Source organism: Virgibacillus sp. NKC19-3 (assembly GCF_019837165.1).
Lineage (GTDB): Bacteria > Bacillota > Bacilli > Bacillales > Amphibacillaceae > Virgibacillus_L > Virgibacillus_L saliphilus.
In genome coordinates this window covers 113,110-138,583 of the sequence record NZ_JAGYHC010000001.1, presented here as the reverse complement: position 1 = coordinate 138,583, position 25,474 = coordinate 113,110, and the positions used below count along the sequence as shown (strand labels likewise).

22 protein-coding genes and 1 tRNA gene are annotated in these 25,474 nt (G+C 39.6%); 6 read left to right on the top strand and 17 right to left on the bottom strand.

Annotated elements, in window-relative coordinates:
• The 4 genes from tilS to spoIIE all read right to left on the bottom strand — a co-directional run bounded on the left by tilS (nt 1) and on the right by spoIIE (nt 5,900).
• Entirely contained in the window at nt 1-1,398 is a 1,398-nt protein-coding gene (gene tilS / locus KFZ56_RS00680; RefSeq protein ID WP_222639394.1) for a tRNA lysidine(34) synthetase TilS, read from the bottom strand.
• Between the two features lie 51 nt (nt 1,399-1,449).
• Nucleotides 1,450-2,373, bottom strand: a complete 924-nt coding sequence (gene prkT / locus KFZ56_RS00675) for a serine/threonine protein kinase PrkT (RefSeq protein ID WP_222639393.1) — start codon at nt 2,371-2,373, stop codon at nt 1,450-1,452.
• Nucleotides 2,336-3,076 (bottom strand): VWA domain-containing protein, encoded by a 741-nt coding sequence (locus KFZ56_RS00670; protein WP_222639392.1) that lies wholly within the window; start codon nt 3,074-3,076, stop codon nt 2,336-2,338. Before KFZ56_RS00670 ends, prkT begins: the two co-directional genes overlap by 38 nt.
• A gap of 364 nt (nt 3,077-3,440) precedes the next feature.
• Nucleotides 3,441-5,900 carry a stage II sporulation protein E gene (spoIIE, locus tag KFZ56_RS00665; RefSeq protein ID WP_222639391.1) on the bottom strand — a complete coding sequence of 820 codons (2,460 nt, stop codon included), beginning with the start codon at nt 5,898-5,900 and terminating at the stop codon, nt 3,441-3,443.
• Between the two features lie 903 nt (nt 5,901-6,803).
• Between spoIIE and KFZ56_RS00660 the strand changes: the two genes are divergently transcribed.
• Nucleotides 6,804-6,877, top strand: a tRNA-Met gene (locus KFZ56_RS00660).
• Between the two features lie 270 nt (nt 6,878-7,147).
• The gene (locus KFZ56_RS00655) at nt 7,148-7,540 is read left to right on the top strand and encodes a cbb3-type cytochrome c oxidase subunit I (protein WP_222639390.1); all 393 of its coding nucleotides are present in this window, start codon (nt 7,148-7,150) and stop codon (nt 7,538-7,540) included.
• 493 nt (nt 7,541-8,033) lie between these two features.
• Here the strand turns inward: KFZ56_RS00655 and KFZ56_RS00650 are convergent, their stop codons facing one another.
• The 8 genes from KFZ56_RS00650 to KFZ56_RS00615 form a co-directional block, all read right to left on the bottom strand.
• On the bottom strand, nt 8,034-8,417 hold the full coding sequence (locus KFZ56_RS00650; protein WP_222639389.1) for a S1 domain-containing RNA-binding protein: 384 nt from the start codon (nt 8,415-8,417) through the stop codon (nt 8,034-8,036).
• Between the two features lie 72 nt (nt 8,418-8,489).
• Nucleotides 8,490-8,870 carry an FtsB family cell division protein gene (locus KFZ56_RS00645; RefSeq protein WP_222639388.1) on the bottom strand — a complete coding sequence of 127 codons (381 nt, stop codon included), beginning with the start codon at nt 8,868-8,870 and terminating at the stop codon, nt 8,490-8,492.
• 6 nt (nt 8,871-8,876) lie between these two features.
• On the bottom strand, nt 8,877-9,464 hold the full coding sequence (gene yabQ, locus KFZ56_RS00640) for a spore cortex biosynthesis protein YabQ (RefSeq protein ID WP_309228234.1): 588 nt from the start codon (nt 9,462-9,464) through the stop codon (nt 8,877-8,879).
• Between the two features lie 8 nt (nt 9,465-9,472).
• The gene (gene yabP, locus KFZ56_RS00635) at nt 9,473-9,778 is read right to left on the bottom strand and encodes a sporulation protein YabP (protein WP_222639386.1); all 306 of its coding nucleotides are present in this window, start codon (nt 9,776-9,778) and stop codon (nt 9,473-9,475) included.
• Nucleotides 9,779-9,832: 54 nt separating this feature from the next.
• The gene (locus tag KFZ56_RS00630; RefSeq protein ID WP_222639385.1) at nt 9,833-10,090 is read right to left on the bottom strand and encodes an RNA-binding S4 domain-containing protein; all 258 of its coding nucleotides are present in this window, start codon (nt 10,088-10,090) and stop codon (nt 9,833-9,835) included.
• Between the two features lie 4 nt (nt 10,091-10,094).
• Nucleotides 10,095-11,540, bottom strand: coding sequence for a bifunctional methyltransferase/pyrophosphohydrolase YabN (gene yabN, locus KFZ56_RS00625; RefSeq protein WP_222639384.1), 1,446 nt, complete (start codon nt 11,538-11,540; stop codon nt 10,095-10,097).
• On the bottom strand, nt 11,533-13,125 hold the full coding sequence (locus KFZ56_RS00620; RefSeq protein ID WP_222639383.1) for a putative polysaccharide biosynthesis protein: 1,593 nt from the start codon (nt 13,123-13,125) through the stop codon (nt 11,533-11,535). The genes yabN and KFZ56_RS00620 overlap by 8 nt, the downstream gene beginning before the upstream one ends.
• A gap of 578 nt (nt 13,126-13,703) precedes the next feature.
• Entirely contained in the window at nt 13,704-13,988 is a 285-nt protein-coding gene (locus tag KFZ56_RS00615; RefSeq protein WP_222639382.1) for a hypothetical protein, read from the bottom strand.
• A 487-nt stretch (nt 13,989-14,475) separates the two neighbouring features.
• Between KFZ56_RS00615 and KFZ56_RS00610 the strand changes: the two genes are divergently transcribed.
• Entirely contained in the window at nt 14,476-15,792 is a 1,317-nt protein-coding gene (locus KFZ56_RS00610; RefSeq protein WP_222639381.1) for a fibronectin type III domain-containing protein, read from the top strand.
• Between the two features lie 40 nt (nt 15,793-15,832).
• Nucleotides 15,833-16,258 carry a hypothetical protein gene (locus tag KFZ56_RS00605; RefSeq protein WP_222639380.1) on the top strand — a complete coding sequence of 142 codons (426 nt, stop codon included), beginning with the start codon at nt 15,833-15,835 and terminating at the stop codon, nt 16,256-16,258.
• A gap of 56 nt (nt 16,259-16,314) precedes the next feature.
• Here KFZ56_RS00605 and KFZ56_RS00600 read toward each other — a convergent pair whose 3' ends face one another.
• The 3 genes from KFZ56_RS00600 to KFZ56_RS00590 form a co-directional block, all read right to left on the bottom strand.
• The gene (locus KFZ56_RS00600; RefSeq protein ID WP_222639379.1) at nt 16,315-16,713 is read right to left on the bottom strand and encodes a type II toxin-antitoxin system HicB family antitoxin; all 399 of its coding nucleotides are present in this window, start codon (nt 16,711-16,713) and stop codon (nt 16,315-16,317) included.
• An 83-nt stretch (nt 16,714-16,796) separates the two neighbouring features.
• Nucleotides 16,797-19,262 carry a transglycosylase domain-containing protein gene (locus KFZ56_RS00595; protein WP_222639377.1) on the bottom strand — a complete coding sequence of 822 codons (2,466 nt, stop codon included), beginning with the start codon at nt 19,260-19,262 and terminating at the stop codon, nt 16,797-16,799.
• Between the two features lie 423 nt (nt 19,263-19,685).
• Entirely contained in the window at nt 19,686-20,291 is a 606-nt protein-coding gene (locus KFZ56_RS00590) for an NDxxF motif lipoprotein (RefSeq protein ID WP_222639376.1), read from the bottom strand.
• Nucleotides 20,292-20,776: 485 nt separating this feature from the next.
• On the opposite strand from KFZ56_RS00590, the gene KFZ56_RS00585 reads away from it, so the two are divergent.
• Nucleotides 20,777-21,022, top strand: coding sequence for a hypothetical protein (locus KFZ56_RS00585; protein ID WP_222639375.1), 246 nt, complete (start codon nt 20,777-20,779; stop codon nt 21,020-21,022).
• 57 nt (nt 21,023-21,079) lie between these two features.
• On the top strand, nt 21,080-21,385 hold the full coding sequence (locus KFZ56_RS00580) for a hypothetical protein (protein WP_222639374.1): 306 nt from the start codon (nt 21,080-21,082) through the stop codon (nt 21,383-21,385).
• Between the two features lie 573 nt (nt 21,386-21,958).
• On the opposite strand, the gene glpT is transcribed toward KFZ56_RS00580, so the two are convergent.
• Both glpT and KFZ56_RS00570 read right to left on the bottom strand, forming a co-directional pair.
• A complete protein-coding gene (glpT, locus tag KFZ56_RS00575) occupies nt 21,959-23,320 on the bottom strand; it encodes a glycerol-3-phosphate transporter (RefSeq protein WP_222639373.1) in 1,362 nt (453 codons plus the stop codon).
• 519 nt (nt 23,321-23,839) lie between these two features.
• Entirely contained in the window at nt 23,840-25,432 is a 1,593-nt protein-coding gene (locus KFZ56_RS00570; protein ID WP_222639372.1) for a bifunctional metallophosphatase/5'-nucleotidase, read from the bottom strand.
• Nucleotides 25,433-25,474: the final 42 nt, after the last annotated feature.

Sequence of the window (25,474 nt, the reverse complement as noted above, 5' to 3'; positions counted from 1 at the left end):
CTACATGTCACCTTTTTCATAGATTATCTGAATATATGAGGTGTTACTTTTCTTCTGTTCAGGTTGTCCTTTTTTTAACCCTATTAACCATAGGATTTCTCCATTATTATCGGTTAAAATTGGCCAAGCTGCACGATCTTTTTTGGGTATTTTAGCGTCAATAAAAATATCTTTTACCTTCTTACTGCCCTCAAGCCCGCTCCAGCGCATCCTATCACCAGCCGAGCGTGTTCGAATATGTAATGGCAAGGCAATTTCCTCTATATTACAAAAATAGGAATACTGATGATCTTCCTCATACGTATTATTATAAAGAGCAGAAACCGTTGAGCCATCGGGAAAATCAATACGACCTGGTACTTCCAGTATTTTATGATAAGAAGGGTGATGGAGTTTCTCTTGCGTTAAGAAGTAAAACATTAACTTCCCGTAAACTTTCTCCAATTTTAAGTGGGCAGGAAAATCGATTGGGACATTGCCTTTATCACTTTGTAATAACGCGAAAAATTGCTCCTCATGAACGTAGGATAAATCCTTCGGTAATCTATCATACAGATAGTTCAATATTAGATGAAATATTCGTCTTTGTAAAGCAGAGTGTTGTGCTTGAAATACATCGATTTCAAACGAAGCTTGCCTACCTCCTACATCTAATTCTACGATCTCTTTGAAGGCCTTCTTTGCCTCCCTTCGTAAAAACTGTTCATCCTCCCCCAATGTTTCACTCAAATGCTGTACTGTTGTATGTATATTACTATTTTTCTCTTTTAGTAGTGGAATGGCCTTTTTTCGGAAAAAATTTCGCGTATAGACAGTTTCATTATTTGTCGGATCCACTCTTGGAATGATCTCATACGCTTCTAGGTAAGCATTGATTTCCTCCTTGGTAACTCCTAACAACGGCCGAATAATGCTCCCTGTCGCAAAATCCCGTTTCACCGGAATCCCTGAAAAGTCACTGGAATTAGCGGAACGAACGAGTCCCATAACCATCGTTTCAACTTGATCATCACCATGGTGACCAAGCGCTAAATAATCTGCGCCATATTTCTCCATTTGCGCTGCAAAAAAACGATAGCGCATCTCACGTGCTGCAATTTGGGTTCCCATCCGTTTATCCTGCTTATATGCTGGTACGTCTAAGGACATTCCAACAAATGGTATATCCCACTTATCGCAACTATCACGTACATAGTCCAAATCGCTCTTAGATTCCATATCTCTAAGCTTATGATCAATGGAAATTGCGATCAGCCGTAGTTCCCATTCCTTCTGTATCGAACGAAGAAAATGAAGTAAAGCCATCGAATCCGGTCCACCAGAGACACCAACCAATACCGTTGCGCCAGTAGTCAGTAATTGATGTTTGCTTATAAATGCTGTAACGTTTGATTTCATTTCCTTTTCCATCTCCATGACTAAAGTAAGTTTATCCTATCATATCCTTTTTTATGGCAAAAGTAGAGAGAAAAGATAATACGTCAACGCAATAACTGAAATACCTCCCGCTTCTATGAAAAAGGGTGTGTGATCAGCCTTTCTAGTTGAGCGACTCCGTTTTTGCTCACTGTACAAAACATGGGCTATCTCACGTTTCATCTCGGCACTGGATTGGTACTTACCAAGCAAAGCCTTTTTAAGTGATACGTGGTATGGAGCCAGTGCCTTTGCATCGTTTAACTTTTTAAATAATGTCTTTTCTGGTTGCGAACCCTTTTCGAATCGATTCGGATAATACACGTTTAAAAACACCATAACAAACGCAAATAAATCATAGCCTGGTTCCGCTCTTCTTGTACCCATTCCCCAATATCCTCGGTCATAAAACTCGGTATATTCTTTAATTGCCCGTCCCATTTGGGTGGTACCTCCAACATCGACCCATCTTATTTTGGGCGGCGTGTGCACAACAAGAAGATTTTCTAATTTTAGATCACCGAAAACCCACCCCGACTGATGCAGATGCTCCAAATTGTCGAGAAGCTGAAGCATAAATACGCCAATCCATTCACTTCCATGATTGTTAAGAAAGGAAGGTATTGTTTTCCCTTGTAAATACTCCATGACATAGAAGGAATAAGTAACGCCGTTTGGCGCTTCCCAATCATCGACATCCAACAGCGAAGGCCCAAGGTGGGCTTGGGCCTTCGCTAATGCCTTTAATACATTGACTTCCACTGTCAGGGATGTTCCTTTATCGCTGATTTTTAACGCAGCAGGTTGTCCGCTAAAATCGCATAAGTATACCGATCCAATCGCACCGGACCCAAGCTTACGCTTAACCGTGTAGCTTTTCTTATGCCATTTTCCAATTAATCTCATTCCCGGTCTTAATTCAGTACCCTGCCTCTTCCACTCCTGGTTCGTCTTCATCTTTAAAGCTCCTTAACAGACTCTTCTTACCAAACTGATACATTGCTTCACGTATTGCTGGTCCTGTTGGCGTAATCCCGCCACTCGTCAATTTTGGAAACACGGTTGACACAGCATCGAGTTCTGGGGACCAGTCAAACACTTTCTGTATACTTTTTCTTCTTCCTGGAAAACTAAAAATACAAAAGCGATTTCGCCCAATACGAGCATTCAAGCTTATCGAAAGGTCAATCAAGGCCTCTTTCACTGTTGGGAGCTTGTCATGCATACTTGCACTTGTATCGATTAGCACAAGTACTTCTAAATCACTGGTTTCTCCCATATCTTCGACTACTTCCATGATTTCTCCACGTTTTTCGGGTTCCATATCTTCAAGCGTTTGCTCCGAACCTAAAATTTGCTTTAATTCTTTATTCACGAACCCCTGCAAGGTTTGTGTCATTGCCTGCTTTGTCACCATTTGAACCGTTTGTGATAATGCCTGTTTATAAACCAACTGACTTACACCACCGCCAGAAAGTGCAATATCCTCTATCTCTTGCAGTCCCTCTGGTTGCTCCGTCTGATCATCATCCAAAATTCCGATTACATTTACTGTCACACCTTGCTGATTGGCAAGCGCAGCCGTTGCTGAAGGATCCTCACCGCGATTGGAGCAGCCATCCGTTATCAGCAAGATTTGCTTTAGCGTACCTTTCTTCATCGTTATACCTCCCAACTATTCCAGTAACATCATAGACAGAAAAGCGAAGAAGTATACGTCAGAAAAGCGCAGGCGACTGATCAGTGACGTATGGACTGGACTGACCCATGCAAGATAAAGGAAAGCCAAAAGCGGCCTTCTTTTGTGCTTGACTTATCGAAGACATGGGGAAGGAAGTCCACTAGTCGCTAGGAGCCGGAGCTGGATTAGAGAAAAGTGCAGGCGACTGATCAGAAGCGGACGCATAAGCAAGGAACCGAAGAACGCAAGGGGTTAAGCGTTCGGCGTGTTCATTGCTTATGGCGACAGCTTCTAGGAGCCGGAGCTGGATGAGAAAAGCGCAGGCGACTGATTTTGCAAAGGATTATTGGGCCTTGCCCTGATAGACCGGAACCGCTGCCCATTCCGGTGTGTTTTTCATCACTTTTGCAACAAGCACGGTCATATCATCTCCGATCTCACCGGATCTCGTCCGAATCACCTCTTCTAATAATAAATCGGCGATTTCCTGGGGATCGTCGGTCTTCATCTCACGTATTTTCCGTTTCACCCATAGATCCGTATTTTCCACATGTTTTGGACCCTCAAAAATACCATCACTCATCATGATGAGCAAATCATCGGAACGTAATTGCTCGCTTACGATATCGACATCAAATTCCTGGATAATTCCCATGGGAAGATTACTCGCCTCGACTTTCAGCATTTTCTCCCCTCGTTTCACAAAGCTTGGTGTCGAACCAATTTTAAGGAACCTGACGTAAGCATTATGCAAATCAATAACCGCAAGATCCAAGGTAGCGAACATTTCATCTGTTGTTCGCAGTGCCAGTATGGAATTGATCGATTTAATGGCTACTTTCTCCGGAATTCCTGTTTGCAGTATTTGCTGCAAGAGCCGAAGTGTTTCTACACTTTCTTCCTTTGCTCTTTTCCCATTTCCCATCCCATCACTGATCGCCATGGCATATTTTCCGGCACCCAGCTCAATCGTTGTATAACTATCACCTGAAATCAATCCACCACCTTTTGCTGCATTTGCCGCACCGGTTTCTATAACAAACTCTTTGGCAGAACCAAAGGCAAGGTAACAATAGCCATTTGGAAATGGAGAAATGTCCTCCTGTTTCACAACAATCATTTCCTGCAGAATATCAGAGAGCACGGGGGCAATTAATTTAGGCCCTTCCCCGTGGTAATTATAAAATGATACCGTCATTTCAATATCGATATTCCCTTTTTCCAAGTTATAAATATCTAGCTTTTCAAGATCAATGCCCATATGCTTCAATCCATGAATGATTTGCATTTCCTGTTCCTCGTGATGTTGCCGTTCCTTTAAGATTTCTTTTGCAAAATCCTCCATGACATCGGAAACACCTTGCAGCTGATCTGCTACTAATTGTTTACTTTCTGTTACTTGTTCCTTTAACTTTCGATTTGCTTCAAAGAAAGAGAGTTCCTCTTTCATGGCTTCCGCTACTTTTTTCGGTTTGACACAGTAATTCTCAAATTCACGCGCCAATTTACGATTCGGTTCATTCCCATCTGAAATATCATCCTTCATTTCCTCCATTAAATGATAGGTTTTATCAAATTGTCGCTGCCAGCAACGATCTTTCAGGAAACAGTTCTGACATGTTTTCTCCGTAACCTGACTTAGAAAATAATCTGTTTCCCATTTTTCTATTTCATGATCATCTGAGACCTGCGCGTCAGACGGTGCAAAGCTTTTAGACAAGGCGCCAAACACATCTGAAAATTGTTCCACACGTTTAGCCGTAACATTACGCACTTTTTGCAAGTATTGTTCTTGTTCCGTTGTATATGCTTCCGTGCCGGGAATGTAGCGCGAAAGGCTTCTAATCCAGCTTGCGGGCGTCAGGATAAAGAGAATAATCGCAATCAATGATTCCATAATGGAAGGAGCTAATGTCGTAGCGCTTCCATAAATACCAATCAGAAAGGTTCCTACTAATAAACCGACAGCGACCCCTGGTTTTTTCCCTTCTTTCAACAATCCCCCCAATAATCCGGAAAAGGCAAGCAGGCTCATCTGATATAGATTCGCAACATTAGCCAGGGATAAAATCAACCCCGCCACAACCCCGACCGTTGAACCAATAGCAGCACCGCCAACAAAGGCAAGCAATAATACAAAATAACGCGAGAAAACCTGCTCAACAGAAGCACCATAGATCTCCCAACCGATGGTACCAGTCAAAATCGAAGCAATTAAAATAATCATACAGACGATTTCTTCGTTTTTTAATGTGGGTTTAAATCTTTTTGGTGATAATAATGGAATACTTTGCATAAAGATTAATACGAGGACAGTTCCCAACACGCCCTCAACAGCAAGTAGCATCCATTCATAGGAGGACAACTGTCCATTTATCGAATAGAGAAATACTCGTGGTACCGCCGTTGATATAAAAACAAATAGCGGAACAGCTAACTGCTGATTTTTCACATTTTTAAACAAGCCCGCCAGAAAAATAAATAAAATCATGGCTAAAGCTATAAAAATGCTATGTGTCATGGAGTAGCTGAATGCGCCAGCAAAGACAGCAAGCATTGATTTTGCAGCTTTCTCCTTATGTACAAACCACATCGTTGCCAAAAATGCTACCGCAAAAGGAGAAACAACAGATAGAATGACAGCCCGTCCCAGTAAAAAACCTACAATAAAGTAGAGCCACCCTTTATCAAGTAGTATGGTGCTAGCTTTTGCATATAATTTCTTGGAAAACCTGTCCATTTTTTGGTTATCCCTCTCGTTCCCAAGTGTTTTAGGTTTTAACCTTGGAATTGAATCCATCATATGAAACCACTCCCGTCTTTGTGTTATTAAAACACAGCGCGTTTTCTTTTTTTGTCAAAACAACAGAGCGTATTCCATAAATCGTTCGACGACTTTCTAAATAAGAAACAGGTTTCAACACGAACGAACGTATGTAAATTTTCCCTTTTGCTTGGCAATATAGAATTATATGGAAAAAAAGAGATTGAGTTTTATCTGACAATTTGCCGAAACGGGGAATGTTGTGTGGAAAACGTGAGCTTGGGACAAAGGTGCCGATGAGAACCACAGCGAACAAAGCACAAATGCTCCATCTTTCGAATGAGTGACATTCCTCGATGGTGTTTGCTTAAAACGGGACTTCATTACTTTAATGAGTGACCATAATCGATGGTGTTTGTTTAAAACGGGGCTTCATTGCTTTAATGAGTGACCATAATCGATGATGTTTGCTTAAAACGGGGCCTCATTGCTTTAATGAGTGACCATAATCGATGGTGTTTGTTTAAAACGGGGCTTCATTGCTTTAATGAGCGACCATAATCGATGATGTTTGCTTAAAACGGGGCTTCATTACTTTAATGAGTGACCATAATCGATGATGTTTGCTTAAAACGGGGCCTCATTGCTTTAATGAGTGACCATATCGATGATGTTTGCTTAAAACGGGACTTCATTGCTTTAATGAGTGACCATAATCGATGGTTTTTGCTTAAAACGGGGCCTCATTGCTTTAATGAGTGACCATAATCGATGATGTTTGCTTAAAACGGGGCTTCATTGCATGGGTAAGTTTCCTGTTTTATGACTGCTAACGCTTTTACATACATGTATCCTCTGTCACACCCCTATTTTTCGAGGATGGATGAATTTCTATTTGACACAACCCCTACTCTGTTGTATCATAATTTCTGTTGGCTTTTTGGCGGCGTAGCTCAGCTGGCGAGAGCGTACGGTTCATACCCGTAAGGTCGTGGGTTCGATCCCCTCCGCCGCTATTTTAAAAGATAATCTAAATTTCGATTCACTTTCGTAGAAACCTTTCCATTAGGTTTCTACTTTTTTTATGTGCACATTTTCTCCTATTATTCTATTGTCACTCACATCCTATGAAATATGTTCATTTTCCTATTTCGTAAAGCATATATATGAAGTACACCTGTGTCCTTAACATGAATTTCGTCAATTCTGATCTGAGCAAATTTATTCAAAAATGAATCATATAGGTATATAATACTATATACAATGTTAATAAAGGGGGTAAAAAGATGGGAGCAAAGTGGATTAAAATTTCTGTTATTTATTTTATTTTAGGTATTGCGATGGGATTATTTATGTCCGCAACCCTACAGTTGAATTGGGCAGCGGCACATGCACATGTCAATCTTATCGGATGGGCATCGACAGCCATTATTGGGCTTGTGTATACAGCTTATCCAAGAGCAGGAAGCAGCACTTTAGGGAAATGGCAATTTTGGCTATATAATCTCGGTTTGCCTATTTTACTTATCAGTATGATTCTAGTACAAATTCAAGGGCTTTTGGAGTTCGCTCATATCCTTACTTTCATTGGCGGATTTGCTTTGGCGCTTGGTATCATTCTCTTTATCATTAATGTCTTTACGCATGTGCATGAATCCAATAGTTACAATTATCGGTAACCAATAAAAGGTTCCTTATAATTGTAAACGCTTTCTATAAGGAGAAGGCTCTTTTCAGATGGAGAAGAACTTTCTCCTTATTACTTTTAGCCACAGTATAAAGACAATGAAGTAGTCCTATATATTACAATCTCACTTCTTTTTTTATCGCACTTAGGCGAGAAAACTCCCACTTCAATGTTGTACAGGGCATAGCCCAAAAATAAGTGGGAAATGAATCGTATTTTGCATAGCAAAACTTTTGTTTCTATGGTATAAAATTTCTTGTACAGATCGTTCTTTGAAAAACTGGATATCTGGGGTTGTGACAAGAAATGCGTTGTCACGTGAAATGTCCAAGCACCATCTTCAAATTTTAGCAAGAAATTTAAGGTGGAGTAGTTCCATACTATTTTCTTCCTTCAACTAACGCACACACAAAAAGCAGACACCAGCACAACGCCAGTACCTGCTTTTTTATTCAATAGAGCATCATATATATAGACAGCAACTGCTATCCTCTTTTAGCACCTCGACCCCCGCGTTTGGATTCCGTGTGCTTCTTCAAAGAGGCTAAACGGTCTTCAGAATCTTTGAGGAAACGGTTCATTTTAGACTCAAAATTTTCCGTTTGCGCTCGGTTATTTTGTGGGCGTTTTGGCTTATCTTTGGCTTTTTTAATCGATAGACCAATCTTCCCGTCCTTCTCGACATTAATTACTTTTACTGTTACTTCATCACCGACGCTAAGGTGTTCATTAATGTCTTTAACATAGCTGTCGGCAACCTCACTAATATGGACAAGGCCGGTTTTACCTTCCTCAAGCTCAACAAACGCCCCAAAGTTAGTGATACCCGTTACCTTTCCCTGCAGCTTGCTGCCTACTTCGATTGACATAAAAAAAATGCTCCTCCTTAAAAGATTAAATATATAGTTCTTCTATATTATAGTCATCTATGTGAAAGTGTGTCAATAAGAGGGCTCATCCTCAGGCAGATTAAAGATTAATTCTCCTTCTTTGGAAAAGAAATAGTTCGTTCGAGCTACATCCAATACATATTCCTCATCTTGCAATAATTCGATCTCTTCCTTATAGCTCTTTTCCTTGTCCTTTAAGGAAGCATATTCCTCTTCCAGTTGCTCATACTCTTCAACCTTTTCTGCATGAATGGCACGCTGCTGAATATGATAGACGGTCATACTCCCAATAACAATCGCTGCTATAATGGAAAATAGCACAAGACGGCGAATTAAACGTTGCTTCTTTCGTTTCTGTCTTTCCATATGTGCATCGTATTGCTGCATGTATTGTGAATTTAACCTTGTTACTGTTTTTTCCCTTTTAGACAACTCCTGCTACCTCCTCTTAAACGTCATATATTTCCGGCATTTATTATATATATTCTTTATTATACTATAAATTCCTGCTAGTTTGTATAAAAATTTTTGTATTTTTTCCGGAAGCAACCTATATATCTTCTGCAGTATCCATTTTATTGGAACATAGACAAGCTTCAGAAGGAAAAGAAGAATAGATGCAAACAGCCCTGCTATCCATAAAACAATCCCTATGATCAGCTTCACCATCCAGGTAATAGGAGTAAGGATAAGTGCTTGTACCACATTAGCGAAGAATCGGTATATCGCTGCTACAATACGGATAATTCTCTCTAGTATTCGTTTATATATTCCAGCAGCAAATACCTGGTACATGGCAAAACCGAGTAGACAGGCCGCAAATATATAGACTCTTATTTCACCGCCATTTACACGAAAAAGAACATAAAATAAAATTACGGTCTGGGTAAGCCAAAAACTAACTTCCATAACATAAGAAAAAATGACTTTCTCTTTCCAATATGGGGTAAAGCGTCGAAACGTTTCCTGTATGATACCTAAATAGAATCCGCCTAAAACCATGGCGATCATTGTTGCAAATTGCACGGTAAGCGTCATCTGAATAGTTTGCTAAAGAACCCTTTAGCTTTCTCCTGTTGCTGCTCATCCACATAAGATAGCTCATAGATTTTACCTTTAATGGAAACAACGCCATCCCCGACATCCAGATTTTGCAATTGCAAGTTTTGCCCACGGATAATTAAATAGCCCATCACCGTTTCTAGCAAAAATTCCTCATTATCGAAGCTATCCACTTCCTTAACACCAGTAATCTCCAGTTCCTTGCGATTATTCAATTTGACATAATGATCATTTTGCACACGTGTTGTGTTTTCACTTTTATCATAATAATTGTTCATTTCAATTGCCCTCCTTATCATTATTACTTTATGACAGGAGGGACAAGTATAGAACTATTCATTTTTCTCTTCTTTGATGACTTTATATAGAGTTTCTGCTTCGTCTTTTTTCACATTTTCTCGTAAATCATTAACCTGAAGTGTAACAAGCTTTTGCCCGAATTTGATCACCAGTTCATCGCCAGCTGCAACCGTGGAGGAAGATTTAGCCTTGTTGCCGTTTATCGTAATCCGCCCTTGATCGGCAACTTCCTTCGCTAGGGTCCGACGCTTAATTAATCGGGATATTTTCAAAAATTTATCTAACCTCATGATTTCACTCCCTTTCTTTTGCCTGGTCCCACAATACGTCCATTTCTCCCAAAGTAGTGCTCTCCATATCTTTTCCTTGTGTACTTAATTGCTCTTCCATATAGGAAAAACGAGAAAGAAACTTCTGATTGGTTTGATTTAATGCTATTTCCGGATTTATTTTATAATACCTTGTTAGATTCGCAAGTACAAATAGGACATCTCCGAATTCTTTCTCTATCTCTGCACTATCCTCTGCTTGGATAGCCTCCCGGACTTCTGTTAGCTCCTCATCCAGCTTATCCCATATATCACGCACGTTATCCCATTGGAATCCGACTTTAGCTGCTTTTTTCTGCAGTTTAAACGCTTTTGATAGTGATGGAAGATGCTTCGGAATGCCATCGAGGACGGACTTGCGCTGCTTTCCCTTTTCCGCTTGTTTTAATTGGTCCCAGTTTCTATACACATCATCAACGGAATCGATCGCTATATCATCAAAAACATGTGGATGACGGTAAACCATCTTGTTCGTTACCGAGCCAATCACATCATCCACATTGAAGTAACCATCGTCTTCCCCAATCTGGCTGTGAAGCATGACCTGTAAGAGGATATCCCCGAGCTCTTCGATGATGTTCTCCTCATCCTGATTATCAATCGCATCTATTAATTCATATACTTCTTCGATCGCGTACTGTCTTAGGGATTCATGTGTCTGTGCTTTATCCCACGGACAGCCACTTGGACTTCGTAATGTTGCGATGGTCTCTCTTAACCTTGTGAATGTATGATTCAGCAGCGCATCAGGAGCTGGCGGAACATAAACAGTTGTCAAATTACTAACTTCCATCGCGCGATCCAGTTCTTCTAAGGGAACTGTACGGATCATCTCGTGCGCGCTTCCAGCCGCTTCCACTATCGTAATCAAATAATCTGCCGGTAAATCTTCCAACAGCGTAAGCTTGACCTCTGAAGCAATAAATCGATCATATACCTGGCAAAATATGATGTGATGCTGATAATCAAGCTGACTCCGTTCAAAAGCCGTACCATCTATAAATTGGAATCCATCAATTGGATCCATTTTCAAAGCTGTGAATAAATCATCCAAATAACTCTGTCCACCAACGATCGCTACTTCTACTTCAGTTTGCTCGAATAACAGCTGCACCGTTTTCTCCGCAAGCATCGGATGGCCGGGAAGCGTGTACATAATAGACGTGTCCCTCGCCTTTTCGATTAACGTATCCACGATACTTTGATACACAGCTTCAAACCGATCTTCTTTCTCATAAACATCATCAAATGCCTCAAAGCGAACTCCCTCTTGCTTTAATGCGCGAATAACCGGGTGATCGATGGTCCTTGTATAGACAACCTCTTGCGTATGTGTCAATTTTTTATAAATGCCTAGAGGCAGCTGATCGATATCACTAGCACCTAACCCAATAATTTCTATTTTACTCATTTATCTTCCTCCCTTTGTGGATACGAATGAAAGTCTGTGCGAAGGGTAACATAGCTAGTTCTCTTGCTGTAAAGGCCCGTCCTTTTAACAAGCTATAGATAAAAATAATCCCACCCGTTACGGAGACAAACACGATATAAACCAGTAACCCGATACGTGTTGATGTTCCAATATAGGAAAAAATAAACTCCACGACAATAATATAAACAACCATTGCTAGTACTGCTTTTACCAGCGCACCTCGATTAATATGTTCAAAAAAATGGAGGTGCGGCAATTTTCTTTTTAACGCAACAAGAACAAGCCCACATAATATAAGTAAGCTGAATACCGTTGCAACAGCACTGCCTGTTATCCCAAGCCACGGAACCAGTAGCTGATTGCTGATCCATTTGATAAAGAATGCGATTGCTATAAAGCCAGCTGTCCGTTTCATAAAGCCTAGCCCTTGGAGAATTGCTGCGGCTGTTATCGCTAGCGAGCAAAGCAGGATGGACGAGACAAGTATTTGTAAATCAGCCGTTCCTTGATCGTTTTGGAATAATAACACATTTGCTTCCGGGAAGATAACCATTAATCCTACTGTTGCGCCAATGGCTAAGTAAAAACTGAACAACATGGCACCACGTATGTAATGATGAAACGTATCCGGATCCTTTTCCAACTTTTGCCTTGAAATAGTTGGCACGAGTGCAAGCGCAAAAGACGAGCCTAAGACCGTCCCAAGCTGGATTAATGGCTGCCCGCGATCGAACACGCCTTTTGCTTCCATCGCTTCCACCTGCGACAAACCGTAATCCATTAGACTGGGTATCAGCGTGAAAGTATCGGCAAATTGGATCACAAGCAACACCATATGATTTAACGCAGCAACCATTCCTAGTGTTAAAATCATCCGTATATAATAACTCCACGGAACTTGATAGGTATCACGTACAGCATGCTCTTCTTTTATAAAAAACCAAACAAGAATCAACGTAGCCGTCGCAAAACCCAATATCGACGCAAGCACAGCAGCATGTCCAATTTCGTAAAAATTTCGCCCCTGAATGGCAACAACTACCGCAGCTGTTATAATCATAATAACACGAATAAATTGTTCTCCGATTTGAGAATAAGCTGTCGGCTTCATTTGATAATTCCCTTGGAAAACCCCTCTTAATAAGGCAGCGAAAGGAATGAACAAAAAGACAAACGCCGCAAACCGGTAAGTATCCGCCAAATTCACGTCCCCTACCCATTTCGCAAGCAAAGGCGCATAAACAAATAGGGACAGAAAGACTACTCCATTGATGCCACATAGAATGATAAAAATAGGGATATAAAAACGGGTAAAGGAAGGAATTCTCCCCTCTGCTTTTAGGTCTACCGTCATTTTAGATATCGCCGACGGAAAGCCATATAATGCCAAAACCAGTGCGATCCCAAGAATAGGGTACACCTGCTGGTAAATATAAAAACCGATGTCCCCCGTCATATTTTGAAGGGGAATTCGGTAGCCAGCACTTAATATCTTACTGATCAATCCGGCGATGGTCAGTAATAAAGCGCCTTTCACTAACGTATTTGTTTCATTCCTGTCCATGATAAACGCCCTTTTTATCGTGTAAATGTAAACTTCATTATAGCATAGATGGGGTTACAGTTCGTAGTTGGAGTTACATATGCCTATATCAACCTTTTTAACGCAGGCTACATTTTAGCCAAAAGTCTTCTATTAGAGGTGAAAAATATAAATGGATGGTATACAAGGTGTGTACGTTGCATTGATTGTACTTGATCGTTGTTACATACAAAACTATTACTTTTCCAAAGGGGCGTCGTCGTTGTTTGCCAAGGAGAGACATAAAGAAATAATAAAGATAGTTCAAAAAGATAACCCAGTTAGGGTATCTCCGTTAATGAAGTGTTTTCATGTATCATTTGAAACCATATGAGGAGATTTGGAATTTCCAGAAAAGCAAAGGTTTTTAACACATGTCCATGGGGGAGCATTACTTAAAGAAATAAACGGTAGGAGTTATCTTTTACAGTACGGGAATCGAAATTTTTAAAAGAGAAACAAGAAATTGCAACGAAAGCGACAAGTTATGTAATGGAGGGGCAATCCATTCCAATGGATGTAAGTATGGATCTTTCACTGGCTAACATAAGGATGGTTATTTAATACATTGCGCCAAATAAAGCGAAAAAACCTCCGACCACAAGATTAAAAACCGTTATTATCAATGCAATTATTGGTACCCATTTTCTTTCATACGAACATGTCAATGTAATGACTGAAAAAATGATACTCAGGATATAACCTACTAATATCAGTATGAAAAATAACGGAACAACCCATTCACCTAGATTTACAGCCGCTACATCTAACCCAAACATAAGTACAGTGACTAAAATTGCTGTGGTTACGTACATCCAACTCTGCCATGTATGTTCTTTTGACATACGGTCCTCCTACTCTCCAGAGATATATTAATGTCCATAATACGCAAATGATATCATACACAAAATGATATAAAGAACTACTTATATTGCTTTAAGTGATCTTTGATTATTTAGGTTGTATTAGAATGGTTCTCACTCAAAAAGATCAGACCAGACAATAGCATACAGTATATAGTGATTATAATTGTTTATGTAATACTATATATTGTGTTACTAAATCTACTTTTGGCGGAATTGGCCTTTTGGGGGACTAACCTTAGAATATATCTTGCATAAGTTTATGAATTATTCTCTTAGTTTTATGGTTATTATAAATAGTAAACCATCATTAGTAAACTATAATGATAAAAATGACAAAAACTGGTTGAAATTTTAAATTTATTTTGTTAAATTTGTATCACATTTCAAATAAAAGTAAAAGCGGGGATAATTTATTATTTTTTAAAAAATGAATTATTATAATAAGTAAAATTAAAGGGAGGATATTATGAGGAAAAATCTATTATTTTTATTTACTGTTTTATTTTTTATTTTCTTTGGAAGTCAAAATGTTTCGGCAGATCCTGCAGTAGAAGCAGAACAAAAGGTGAATGCTATTAACTTAACTTGGAATTTGGAGGGTGAAACTTACAAGATTTATAGAGATGGTGAAATCATTTGGGAAGGAAATGGTAATTCTTATCTTGACGAAAACCTTGAATCTTCTACATACTATGATTATAAGATCGGAAGTTTTAGTGAATCAGGAGATCTACTTGATCTTGTTACTGTGACAACTTCAACTATAAAGCCAAAAGCGTTAAAATCTACAAGCAATGGAGATTATAATTCAGAAGTTTATAATGCAATAATGACTAGTAACGTAGGTAAAGACTATATTGAGTTAGATTGGACTGAACTTGAAACTAATAATGGACTTTATAAAGTTTATAGAGATGGTGAGAAAATAGCCGAAGTATCAAATACGTACTATAAGGATGATACTGTCGCTGCAGGTAAATCATATAATTATAAAATTGCAGCAGAGAGGGAAACAAGCAATGAGAAAAAAGAGAAAATAGAGAAAGAAATCGAGGAGCGTAACCTTTCAGTAAGTAAAGAAGAAATGAAAGAACTTACAACAGAAAGAGAGAGTTTAATTAGAACTGTAAGGACACCAGATGACATTAGTTTGGATGAATTAAAAGGAATATCAACTCCATTCTCAACTGATATAGATCTCAATTCAATAGACTATACGTTTCTTTTTAGATACACTACTTTTATCCCGGATCCAGTTGTAGAAAATCCACATCCTATAGATGGAGGTTGGTTGGAAGGAGATAATCGTACTTTTAGCGCAACATCAAACGATTATAGAACACGTTCTGATGTATATGCCGGTTGGTCTCCTGCTGCTGGAAGTGGTGGAGAACTGCGACAGGAAAAGGACGTTGGAGAAAGTGTACTATATGAAGATGAAGCCGGTACTGAAGTTATTCAGAGAGACACGGCTAGTGATAGTGGTATAACGCTTACGCCGACTACAAGTAATACACTTATGTACTGGGTAGTTAATCATGACGTTGGAGTTCCTTTCGGTATAGAATACCCAAATATTAATTACCAATATACAGGAAGAATGGATAATAATTATAGCGGTGAGCTAAATGGTGGGCATGATAAAGCGCCTAACCATGAGATTAATATAGGAGTCGCTTACACAGATTCTTATGGATGGGCTGAAGCATATAGTTTCACAGGAGAATCCTTTTTTAACTTGGTTCCTGGTACACCACAGGAAACCTTTAATTATACATTTTAAGCCTGTGTAGAATAAAGCGATATCTTAGGGAGATTTAAGAATGTCTATACTAATGAAAAAGATGTTAACAGCATTAATTACTACTGTAAATGTGGGATTTATATTTGTATTACACACATATTCCAATGAAATGCTTGAAACAAGTATAGTTCAATTCCTTTATGACTTATTCATTTTTACAGCACTTTTTTCATTTATGTATTTTGCACCAGTTATATTCTTAATTGGAATTCCAATATCAATAGGTATAGACAAAATAATATTTCATATACGAAGTTCAAAAGTTAAAAGTGTCATTCGTTTTCTGTTATATCCTATAGTTGGACTGACTATAATTTTATTAATCAGCATTGTTAAAGGTTCTTGGCCAAACTTGTCATATACGAATGACATGGGACCTCTCGTATTAGCAAGTGTATATCCAAGTATGTTTTTTTGGTTAATAGATAGACTTCTACAAAAATGAAAAGAAAGCCCTCACTTTGTGGGTGGGGACTTTCTTTTTCGTCGTGTTGTTTCATTCTACATTTTGAGATGTTCCGATAATGCATCCTGCAAGAGGTGAGAATAATTAATATTGTGTTCGCGGGCAATATCATCCATCCACCTTAGGACCGTTAACGCCTTTTTAATCGACTTGTTGCGCATTTCATGGCGAAATGGCGGCATCCAAACCTCCAATAAAATCACAGCTTGATGATCCTCAACCTTCAAAGCCTGAGTGGGGGTGGGATCCGGAATCGTTTCCTGATCCTCTTCCATTCCGAAAAGATGGAGGGCCATTGCTTCCTTTCCCATTAATAATGCTTCTTCATCATTGTTTCCAGCTGTCAAACAGCCAGGAAGATCCGGGAAAGAAACGGAAATCCCGTTGTCCGCATAGGAAAAAACAGCCGGATAAATATAGCGATCTTTGAACATGGATGAATCCTCCCTTCGTGACATCTTAAGTCAAGCCTGCTTTAAAAGGAGGGCCCCCTTTCTGGAGCCCTCCTGAACCACTGTTAGTCCTCTGTATCATCACTCTCGCTATCGCCGTTATCGCTATTACCTTCGTCGTCATCTGCTCCGCCATCATCATCGTTCCCGCTATCACTATTATCGTTATCCGGCGGATCATCGGTAGATTCATCCGATTCTTCATCCTCAGGTGCCTCTGTATCATTGGATTCATCTTGGTCTTCTTCCGGTTGCTCTTCTTCGGGGTCTTCCTCTTCAGTGGATTCATCCGGCTGCTCTTCTTCAGAATCTTCTTCTTCAGTGGATTCATCCGGCTGCTCTTCTTCGGAATCTTCCTCTTCAGTAGATTCATCCGGTTGCTCCTCTTCGGGATCTTCCTCTTCAGTGGATTCATCCGGTTGCTCTTCTTCCTCGGATTCGTCTTCCTCAGGTTCTTCTTCTATCGGTTCTTCCGGCTCTTCTTGCGGAGTGTCATCCTCAATGAGATCATCCTCCGTCGGTGATGGATTGGCACCGCAAATCGATAGCACTCCGGTTCCACATACTGTATCAGGACGTGTAAAGTCTGCTGTTTCCTCCCCTTCATGAACGTGAGCCATGACTTGGCGGAAGATATCCTTAGCGATCTGTTGTTCCTCACCACTGGCTAAATAACCGCTGCTACGTGGACCTTCATATCCTGTCCAGACAGCCGCCGTATAACGAGTCGTATACCCGTTAAACCAAATATCAGGCACGGCACCTTCCGGAAAGCCATAATCCTGTTGTTCCTCAGCGGAAAAGTTCGATGTTCCTGTCTTTCCAGCCATCGGCAAGCCCTCAACATTCGCACGTGTGCCGGTTCCTGCTGCACCCGTTAGCACGCCTTTGAGCATGTCTGTTATCATATAGGCGGTAGAATCCTGCATCGCCCGCTCGGATTCAGGGCTAAGCTCAATCTCCTGCCCGTCCCGGAAAACAATTTTTCGAACGCTGTGGGGTTCGTTATATACACCATCATTGCCAAAGGCTGCGTATGCAGCTGCCATATCCAAACTGGAGACTCCTTCTCTAAAGCCACCAAGTGCATAACTTTCTTCAATGTCATCTTCAAAGGTGAGTCCGAGTCCTTCTGCAAAAGCCTGGGCATCGTCGAGCCCCACTTCCTGCAGTGTTTTGACAGCTGGAATATTCAAGGACTGTACTAAGGCCTCCCGCATCGAAACACTTCCACTATAACTTCTCGTATAGTTCCGGATTTCAGTGCCATCAGAGTAGGAATGCGGAGCATCTACAATTTGATGCCCGGTCGACCACTGCAAATTTTCAATGGCCGGTCCGTAATCAAGCAGAGGCTTGATGGTAGAACCGGGTTGCCCACTAGCTGCAGTGGCATGATTCCATCCTCTTTCAGCCTCACTTTCTTGCCGGTTACCAACCAACGCACGAATGGCTCCGCTTTGCGTGTCAAGAAGGGTAAAGCCCACTTGAAAGGCTTCTTCATCCGGATATTGGGAAATATAGTCATCGCTCTGCACTACAGCTTGCGCATAATCTTGAGCATCCATATCAATCGTCGTATAAATGTCAAAACCGGAGGAATATAGATCAGCGAGTTCAATGCCATCGATATCTTCCACTTCCTCCATAACATGATCAATAAACGATTGATAGGCAAAATCATTATTGGCAGGGGTGAAATTCAACTGATCTTCAATATTGACTTCCATCGCCTCCTGGGCTTCTTCACTACTAATTAATTCTTGATCTTCCATTTGAGAAAGAACTAAGTCTCTTCGGTCCTCAGCAGCTTCCGGATTACTTTCTGGATTATAGTAAGAAGGACGCCGAGGAATCGCAGCCAGCACAGCAGCATCGGCAATACTCAGTTCGTTTAAATCCTCTTTATCAAAATAGCGAATCGAAGCCTCTCCAACCCCCCAGACACCACTATCAAAGTAACCAATATTCAAATACATTTCCAGTATCTCATCCTTGGAGTATTGGCGCTCCATTTGCAAAGCCAGCCATTGTTCCTGCACTTTTCGTTTCATTGTTTGATCGGTGGACAAGAAGGCTTGTTTAACAAGTTGTTGTGTAATGGTACTCGCGCCTTCAGCACCAAACCCTTCCCTAATATTCGCAACGATGGCTCCACCGACTCGGTAAAAATCAATCCCACCATGATCATAAAAACGAGAATCCTCAATCGCAATGAAAGCGTCTTTCAAATGTTCGGGCATTTCGGAAATATCGCGATACGTACGATTTTCAGTACCTTGCAGGCGACCGACTTCCTGATCGTTCATATCATAAATAGTCGCACCCTCAGAAAATACAAGCTCATCAGCATCCAACGGAGGGGCATCACGAATATATGTTACTGCTGTTATAATTCCTGCAATGATTACAACCAACAAGGCAACCATCGCACTAATTATCACTTTTTTTAATAGGGGGCGTTTTTTATGTGTTTTGCGGGCGGATTCCTTTGCTTGGCGTTTTTCCGTCCGTGATTTATATTCAGGCATCCGTAGGCCTCCTCGTTTCAGTACAAGTCTCTGAGTGATATTATATTTCTATTATATCAATTTTATGTTCATTTTTTTAATAGAAACTATTATATGCGTTTTTCCTGCTTTATTTTAAAAAGACACAATTACAAGATTTAAAGCATATCTCACCACTTTTTACTCCATAGTGGAACACTCTTTGTCATAACTGGGGCTATTCTTTGTCACTGATGGGGCTGAAGATGGCAGATTCGGGTCAATTCAATAGCGAATTCAACTTATTAGCATTATGTGGTAAATCACTGGATAAGTAATAATAAATGATATGTCATTGACGTAAAATCTAGTAGAAGTAATCAATAATAGCTAAAAGTGTTAAAAGGGCATCCCGACGTAAATTCGGGACACCCTTTTAAGTGTCAATTGGGATTAATTTTTTCCTTAATGTTCCCTTCCAAATGCTTTTGTTTTAATATTTTTCTTATCAAGAAACGCCTCTATTTTATTCTGTTCTCTTCCATTCACCACATCAGTCTTATTCATTATTGATGTGATGTTTACTTCTGGAAATTTTCCTTTTTTTGCTTCCGCCATAAGGTCATTGAACATTGCTTCTAGTTCATAAAGTATCTCATTGTAAGTTGTAATGTACTGGCTGATTCTTTTAGACTCTCCTTGATAACCTTCAGGTAAAGTGTTATTTGAGATATAGTTAAAAAAATTCTCATCATTTTCTTTTGTTAGCTCGATGATGTCGGATAGCTTCTCTAATTCATCTTTATTTAATTCTTCTTCTTCATATATCTTATTTTGCAAAGGATAACTAGCGCTATCTAAGTCTTCATGACTGTCAAGATATAGTCTTATGCTTGATTTTATTTCTTCTTCGTCAAGTTCATTATTTTGTTTTTCAGAAGTGAAAATTTCACTAGGAACTTCCACGTCCTCCGTATGAAGAATTTCCTCTTCTGTCGTGTCAGTATTCTCCCCCTGCGAACATGCGCTTAATATAAAAACAATTAAGAAACTAATAACAATCCTTCTCATAATATTTTTTCCCCTTTACAATTGACGTACTCCTCCTCAAGTATTTAAAAAATATTTCCCTACACAATAGCCTAGGAATGCTAAACGGACTCTAAAATTCCTCCAATTCCAATGGTATAGGCTAATGTAAATGATGAAAGTATTAATAACACTAATAAACGCACTATAATAATACAGTTTACAATATGAACCCCCTTAATTTTTCACATTGCAGTAATTAATTTCATGTTAACATAAAAAACAGTATTAATATTGAAAAAAGTTCAATGAGTTATAGACAAATTCCGACAAAAATAGATTTAATTTGAACAGGCATATTAATTCCTATTGGGAAATGCCGGACTTCAACTTTTTTTCATTTGTTTATTAACCACCAATGGATTACATACAATTCTCGAATGCCTTTTTTGAGTATTAATCGTTTAATCATACATGTTATAATGTATACAAATATTTCGAATTCATATTAATTGGAGGGGAGTAAAGTGAAGAGAGTCATTCTATCCATCGTAAGCTTCGTATTTATCTTTTTCTTCATTCAGTGGTCCTTAGGTATGATCGTCACCGCTTTCTATACTCCTGGCATAGCAGAGGCTTGGAAGACAAGTGGACATTTACCCCAAGAGGTTGTTTTGCATAGAGATTCGTATCTTTCTACCATTTTAATTGCGATTGGAGCTGCATTAGTGGTTTATCTAGTTCCAAAAACGATAAAACGATTCTCAACATGATAGTTACATGGAAATAAAAATAGGGCGAACCATATAATAAATGAAGGAGGTTCCAACATGGGAACGCTCACGGCGATTGCGCCTGTTATACTAGTAGGAGGAATAGCAGTATTTGTAATTTATAGGCTTAAACGTAAATATAACCAAGGCAACTTCGGTAAGAAAGAATCAAAAGGAGCTCAGCATGTATTAGATAGTCTAATACCAATCGGAATGCTTTTTGGTTGCGCTATCGGTGTTATTTCAAGTTTACTTTTCCCTATCTCTCTACTATCTACAATTAGTTTAGGAGCTGGAATAAGCTACTTATTTGGATATTTTACTTATGAAATTTATAGTAAAAAGGAAACAATCGTTCAATAGCTACCTTCCCGAAATGGGCATGGTAATTGAAAAGCGACATAATAAGCTGCATAATCAAGCAAAATACCGATAGAGCCATTCTATGATACATGAAATCGATGTATAAGAAAATCCGTGTACGTGAGAGCCATTCTATGGTACATGAAATTGATGTATAAGAAAATCCGTGTACGTGAGAGCCATTCTATGGTACATGAAATCGATGTATAAGAAAATCCGTGTACGTGAGAGCCATTCTATGGTACATGAAATCGATGTATAAGAAAATCCGTGTACGTGAGAGCCATTCTATGGTACATGAAATCGATGTATAAGAAAATCCGTGTACGTGAGAGCCATTCTATGGTACATGAAATCGATGTATAAGAAAATCCATGTACGTGAGAGCCATTCTATGATACATGAAATCGATGTATAAGAAAATCCGTGTACGTTAGAGCCATTCTATGGTACATGAAATTGATGTATAATGGATGTCTGAATTGCTAGTATCAATAAAAGCGCGCGTACTGTCCACATCAACATAACATAAAGGGCTAACGAGAAAATCCTTCGTTAGCCCTTTAGAAAGTATTAATGTTTGACTACTTCTTGACCACGGACATTCCATGTTAATGCGAACAACACAATCGCAAGAACGCAAGATCCGGTTAACAGCATAAATCCGGCATCCCAACCATTCGCATCTACGACGAATCCCATAATCGCATTTGCTGAGAGAGAACCGAAAAGATAACCGAATAGTCCAGTTAATCCAGCAGCGGTGCCTGCTGCTTTTTTAGGAACATAATCTAATGCTTGCAGACCAATTAACATGACTGGTCCATAAATTAAGAAACCAATGGCAATTAGAGCAATATTGTCAATCATCGGGTTACCTGCAGGATTGAACCAGTAAACAAGAACGGCAATTAGCACTCCGACCATAAACACAACTCCTGCTGGCCCGCGGCGTCCTTTAAATACTTTGTCAGAAATCCAACCACATAATAGCGTTCCAGGAATACCTGCCCATTCATACAAAAAATAAGCAAAACTGGATTCATTCATACTAAAACCCTTCTCATCACTTAAATACGTTGGTGCCCAATCAAGTACACCATAGCGGACAAAGTAAACAAAAATATTCGCAAAGGCGATTGCCCATACCCATTTATTATTTAATACATACTTGAATAAAATTTCTTTCGTCGTTAATTCCGTTTCAAATGTCTCTTTTGACTTACTTGGATAATCATTTCGATGCTCTTCAATTGGAGGTAAACCAACAGATTGGGGTGTATCACGAGTAAGCATATAGGCAACGATGGCCACTAAAATAGCAATAATTGCTGGAAAAATAAACACCCCTTCATATCCAATGAAACGAGCACCAAAATAAGATGTCCCAATAGCGACACCAGCCGTTGCTAATGGTGCCATTAATCCTCCACCTACATTATGTGCAACATTCCAAATAGCCGTCTTACCTCCACGTTCACTAACGCTGAACCAATGAACGAGCACACGGCCAGACGGTGGCCAACCCATGCCTTGGAACCAACCATTTACAAATAGCATGATGAACATAATCGTAGTTGTTGATGTAAACACAGGAACAAAGCCCATCAGTAAATTAATAATCGCAGATAAAATTAAACCTGCAACTAAGAATACACGAGCATTACTCCTATCCGAAACGGTACCCATAACGAATTTACTAATACCATAAGCAATGGATACTGCAGATAATGCAAGCCCCAATTCTCCTTTTGAGAACCCTTCTTCCTGCAAGTAAGGCATTGCAATGGAGAAGTTTTTACGAATTAAATAATAAGCTGCATAACCAATAAAAATACCCATAAAGACTTGCATACGCAATTTTTTATACGTTGAATCAATCTTATCATCCGGTAGCCTCTCCACCGCTTTAGCAGGTTTAAACATTTTTAGCATATTAATCCTCCTAGGTTGTTGAATTTAGTATGTCTTACGGATTAACATCTTGCAAATATCCATCAAGATGTTGTTCTAAGTTGCTATTTCTAAAATGACATCTCTCCTTGTAAAGATTTTCAAGTTAGAGTAAAGGTGCAAATCCGCGGTTAACGTACAAACTGCGGGCGCGTATGGCGGAAAAGTGGCGGTTTTAGTTGAGCCCCTTTCCGCAATAAAATGAGATAAACTTGACTTATCGCCAGTAGTGGCGAACAAAAAAATCCAACTTTAAAATTACCTATTTCCTTTTCAGAAATAAGCGTCCCTAAAGTTGGATCTCCACATCTCCATCACCCTTAACTTGTCACACTGATTGTAACCGCTTTTTTATCATCCGTCAATTGCTATTTTACCAATGGGCCAAAAGCCTCCTAATAGGTTCTTGTTCAGCTGCGAAAGTTGGGCTGTTTACGTAAAAATACCATCCGGTTCTATTGATAGAATCAGACAGTATTTTTCTTATAAGGTAGAAGAAAGTTACGTCAATACCTGCCAATTTTGGTTGGTTTGTGGAATAAACGCTTCTGTGTTTTCTAATTCCTCAATCAGCATTTCAGTGACGCCAAACGGGAATTCTTTGATTATTTTATTTTCACCAAACATGTCATAGCCACCCGTACCGCTTGCTCGGTAGCTGCTCGTTGCTACACGGTATTTCTTATTTGAATCCAGTGCCTCTCCATGAAATGTCAGTGAAGTAATCCGTTCGCCTTTTGGTTTTTGCAGATTAATAGTATATTGAATGCCTTCCCACATATCGTAATTATAGCTAAGAAGTCGTGGAGATTTCCAATCCTCACTTATCGCAGGATGGCCATCTGCATCTAATGTTAAAAAGGATGCGCTAAACTCAAGTGACGACCTTATTTCTTCTCCTGTTGCCTCCATCACGACTAATGTATTGGCAAACGGATAGAAGGTGTGAATATCTCTTCTGGTAAGCGTATGGCCAAATGTCATGCCTTGCGTGAGAAAAAAGGCTGTTGATGCCATATCTGCTCCAGTGATTTTTAAAAAGGTTTTATTCACCCATTCAATCATAGGATGTTCCTTTGTCCATACATCACCCAGTGGGTCTTCAATCTGCATCGAAGACGGATCAGATACGGTTGTTAATGTTTCATCAAGCCAGTCATCTACTTCCTTTTCTATCTCTTTGATATCTGATAAAATCGCTTCATCTGCCGTGACATCTTTTACTGAAATGAGCGATGTTTTCCGATGTACTAATGTATAATGGTCATCTTCTTGTTCTTTTTTGAAGTTCAGGTCAATGCGTCCGACGAACTCTCCCTTTGTTCCAGATTGAATTACCGCTATATCTGCTTCTGTAACAGCTTGGTAAACCAGATGCTGATGACCAGTAATTAATACATCTAATTCAGGTAGACTTGCCAGCAGATCATTCCCTTGATTTTCTCCATTGCTGACGGCAAAGTACTCCCCTGTTATAGGATCATGTTCAAAGCCACCGTGATAGGCAATGGTGACAACATCTACTTGTTCCTCATCCTTTAAACGGGTGATCCACTTTTTTGCGGTTTCCACCGGATCCAGAAAATCAAAGCGATCAATGTGACGATCCGGCTCCCATACGGGAATGTTTTTGGTTGTCAATCCTAGGATGCCAACAGTAAGTCCATCAAAATCTTTGATCATATACGGTGTACCAAAGTATGGATCCGTCGTTCCTTTTTTAACAATATTGGCAGATAACCAAGGGAAATTCGAATCACTTACGGCCTTTTCCAGTTTTTCCCTACCGTAATTAAATTCATGATTTCCAACAACGGCTGCATCATATTGAATAGTGTTACAAGCCGAAATGACTGGGTGAATATGACTGTTATCTTCTTTTTCCGCAAGTATGTAATGAGAAAGTGGGGTGCCTTGTAACATATCTCCGTTATCAATGACAATCACATTTTCTTCATCTTTTCTCACTGTGTCTATAACGGAAGAAATATTGGCATAACCTTTCCCATCATGGCTTTTGTCCTGACTGTTATAAGGTGAGATTTTTCCATGTACATCACTTGTAAATAATATGACAATTTTTTTCTTTTCCAAAAGTATACACATCCCTTTCTTTGGCAAATGATACCGGGACAA

Excerpts from the sequence above, each read along its gene's own strand:
- tilS (WP_222639394.1), bottom strand. The coding sequence starts at position 1,398 with ATGAAATCAAACGTTACAGCATTTATAAGCAAACATCAATTACTGACT.
- prkT (WP_222639393.1), bottom strand. The coding sequence starts at position 2,373 with ATGAAGACGAACCAGGAGTGGAAGAGGCAGGGTACTGAATTAAGACCG.
- KFZ56_RS00670 (WP_222639392.1), bottom strand. The coding sequence starts at position 3,076 with ATGAAGAAAGGTACGCTAAAGCAAATCTTGCTGATAACGGATGGCTGC.
- spoIIE (WP_222639391.1), bottom strand. The coding sequence starts at position 5,900 with ATGATGGATTCAATTCCAAGGTTAAAACCTAAAACACTTGGGAACGAG.
- KFZ56_RS00655 (WP_222639390.1), top strand. The coding sequence starts at position 7,148 with ATGGGAGCAAAGTGGATTAAAATTTCTGTTATTTATTTTATTTTAGGT.
- KFZ56_RS00650 (WP_222639389.1), bottom strand. The coding sequence starts at position 8,417 with ATGTCAATCGAAGTAGGCAGCAAGCTGCAGGGAAAGGTAACGGGTATC.
- yabP (WP_222639386.1), bottom strand. The coding sequence starts at position 9,778 with ATGAACAATTATTATGATAAAAGTGAAAACACAACACGTGTGCAAAAT.
- KFZ56_RS00630 (WP_222639385.1), bottom strand. The coding sequence starts at position 10,090 with ATGAGGTTAGATAAATTTTTGAAAATATCCCGATTAATTAAGCGTCGG.
- yabN (WP_222639384.1), bottom strand. The coding sequence starts at position 11,540 with ATGAGTAAAATAGAAATTATTGGGTTAGGTGCTAGTGATATCGATCAG.
- KFZ56_RS00620 (WP_222639383.1), bottom strand. The coding sequence starts at position 13,125 with ATGGACAGGAATGAAACAAATACGTTAGTGAAAGGCGCTTTATTACTG.
- KFZ56_RS00615 (WP_222639382.1), bottom strand. The coding sequence starts at position 13,988 with ATGTCAAAAGAACATACATGGCAGAGTTGGATGTACGTAACCACAGCA.
- KFZ56_RS00610 (WP_222639381.1), top strand. The coding sequence starts at position 14,476 with ATGAGGAAAAATCTATTATTTTTATTTACTGTTTTATTTTTTATTTTC.
- KFZ56_RS00605 (WP_222639380.1), top strand. The coding sequence starts at position 15,833 with ATGTCTATACTAATGAAAAAGATGTTAACAGCATTAATTACTACTGTA.
- KFZ56_RS00600 (WP_222639379.1), bottom strand. The coding sequence starts at position 16,713 with ATGTTCAAAGATCGCTATATTTATCCGGCTGTTTTTTCCTATGCGGAC.
- KFZ56_RS00595 (WP_222639377.1), bottom strand. The coding sequence starts at position 19,262 with ATGCCTGAATATAAATCACGGACGGAAAAACGCCAAGCAAAGGAATCC.
- KFZ56_RS00590 (WP_222639376.1), bottom strand. The coding sequence starts at position 20,291 with ATGAGAAGGATTGTTATTAGTTTCTTAATTGTTTTTATATTAAGCGCA.
- KFZ56_RS00580 (WP_222639374.1), top strand. The coding sequence starts at position 21,080 with ATGGGAACGCTCACGGCGATTGCGCCTGTTATACTAGTAGGAGGAATA.
- glpT (WP_222639373.1), bottom strand. The coding sequence starts at position 23,320 with ATGCTAAAAATGTTTAAACCTGCTAAAGCGGTGGAGAGGCTACCGGAT.